The sequence below is a fragment of the Microbacterium sp. genome, assembly GCF_035687345.1.
In the GTDB taxonomy this organism is placed as follows: domain Bacteria; phylum Actinomycetota; class Actinomycetes; order Actinomycetales; family Microbacteriaceae; genus Microbacterium.
Map to the genome: position 1 here is coordinate 1 of NZ_DASRXZ010000085.1, position 2,336 is coordinate 2,336.

Sequence of the window (2,336 nt, forward strand, 5' to 3'; positions counted from 1 at the left end):
CCGACGAAGATGAAGTCGATCCAGGCGTACCTGGGCGACGGATACGAGGTGCTGTCGTCGGTGGGTCACATCCGCGACCTCGCCGACAAGCGCGACATCCCTGCCGACAAGAAGGAGGCCTACGGCAAGTACTCGATCGACATCGAGCACGGCTTCGACCCCTACTACGTCGTCAACGAACGCAAGACGAAGACGGTCGCCGAGCTCAAGCGAGCGCTCAAGGACGCGGACGAAGTCCTGCTCGCGACCGATGAGGACCGCGAGGGCGAGGCCATCGCGTGGCACCTCCTCGAGGTGCTCAAGCCCAAGGTCCCGGTCAAGCGCATGGTCTTCCACGAGATCACGAAAGACGCGATCCGCGCCGCCGTCGAGAACACGCGCGAGCTCGACCAGGCGCTCGTCGACGCCCAGGAGACCCGGCGCGTCGTCGACCGCCTCTACGGGTGGGACGTGAGCCCCGTCCTCTGGTACAAGGTGCAGCAGGGCACGTCGGCCGGACGCGTGCAGTCCGCCGCCACGCGCCTCATCGTCGACCGCGAGCGCGAGCGCATGGCGTTCGTGCCGGCGTCGTACTGGGACATCGAGACGCTCGCCGAGAAGCGAGAGGACGGTTCCGCGAAGGAGGCGTTCTCGGCGCGGCTGGCGCGCGTCGACGGCGCCGCCCTCGCGCGAGGCACCGACTTCGACGACAACGGGCAGCTCAAGAAGGCCGTCCTCGCGCTCGACGAGGCGAAGGCGCGCGAACTGGCCGAGGCGGTCGCACGGGTCGGCGAGGCATCCGTCTCCAACCTCGAGTCGAAGCCCGGCACGCGCAGCCCCCGCGCGCCGTTCACGACCTCCACGATGCAGCAGGAGGCAGGGCGCAAGCTCTCCATGAGCGCGAAGCACGCGATGAGCGTCGCGCAGCGGCTCTATGAGAAGGGCTACATCACCTATATGCGCACCGACTCGACCGCGCTGAGCACGCAGGCCGTGCAGGCGGCGCGCGCGCAGGCGGTGCAGCTCTACGGCGACAAGGCCGTGCCGCCGAATCCGCGCGTGTACCGCAGCAAGAGCAAGAACGCGCAGGAGGCGCACGAGGCGATCCGCCCGTCGGGCGAGCAGTTCCGCACGCCTGCGCAGGTCGCCGGCGAACTCGACCGCGACGAGCAGCGCCTGTACGACCTCATCTGGAAGCGCACGCTCGCGAGCCAGATGGCCGACGCGAAGTACGAGACCACGACCGTCACGCTCGAGGTCGACGCGGACGGCACGCGCGCCGAGTTCACGGCATCCGGCACCGTCTACACGTTCAAGGGCTTCCTCGACGCGTACGAGGAGGGTCGCGACGAGAAGCGCGCCGACGCCGACAAGGCCGACGACCAGGCGCTCCCGGCGCTCGCGGTCGGCGACACGCTCCGCCTGAAGGACGTCGAGGCCAAGGGTCACACGACGACCCCGAAGCCCCGCTACACCGAGGCGAGCCTCGTGAAGGCGCTCGAGGAGAAGGGCATCGGCCGTCCGTCGACGTTCGCGAGCATCATCGACGTGATCCTCGACCGCGGCTACGTCACGAAGCGGGGCCAGGCGCTCGTGCCGAGCTGGCTCGCGTTCAGCGTGGTGCGCCTGCTGGAGCAGCACTTCCCCGACCTCGTCGACTACGACTTCACCGCCGAGCTCGAAGACGACCTCGATGCGATCGCCCGCGGCGAGCGCGAGCGCAGCGAGTGGCTCAACGAGTTCTACTTCGGCTCGGACGAGCACGTCGGCCTTCGCAGGATCGTCGACAACCTCGGCGAGATCGACGCGCGCGAGCTCAACTCGACGCGCATCGCCGACGGCATCACGCTGCGGTTCGGAAAGTACGGCCCCTACCTCGAGGTCACCGATCCCGCGAACCCCGACGCGAAGCCGCGCAACGTCAACATCCCGGAGGGGCTCGCCCCCGACGAGCTCACGCCCGAGAAGGCTCGGGAGCTCATCGAGGCGCCCGTCGCCGGCGACCGCGTGCTCGGCGAGAACCCCGCGAACGGGAAGATCGTCGTCGTGAAGGACGGCCGGTTCGGGCCGTACGTGCAGGAGGAGGATCCGGTCGATCCGGATGCCGTCGACACCGCCACCGGCGTCGTCGAGGAGCCCGCACCCAAGAAGCGCGGTGCGAAGAAGGATGCTGCGCCGAAGCCGCGCACCGCGTCCCTGTTCAAGTCGATGAGCCCCGACACGATCGACCTCGAGACGGCGCTGCGCCTCCTCGACCTGCCGCGAGTCGTCGGCACCGACCCCGAGACCGGCGAGGTCATCACGGCGCAGAACGGCCGCTACGGGCCGTACCTCAAGAAGGGCACCGACTCGCGCAC

Annotated in this window: 1 protein-coding gene; it reads left to right on the plus strand. The window is 69.1% G+C overall.

The window, feature by feature from the left end; genetic code table 11:
- Nucleotides 1–2,336, plus strand: a 2,336-nt coding sequence (gene topA, locus VFF97_RS09605) for a type I DNA topoisomerase (RefSeq protein WP_325033278.1), incomplete at both ends; no start/stop codon positions are given.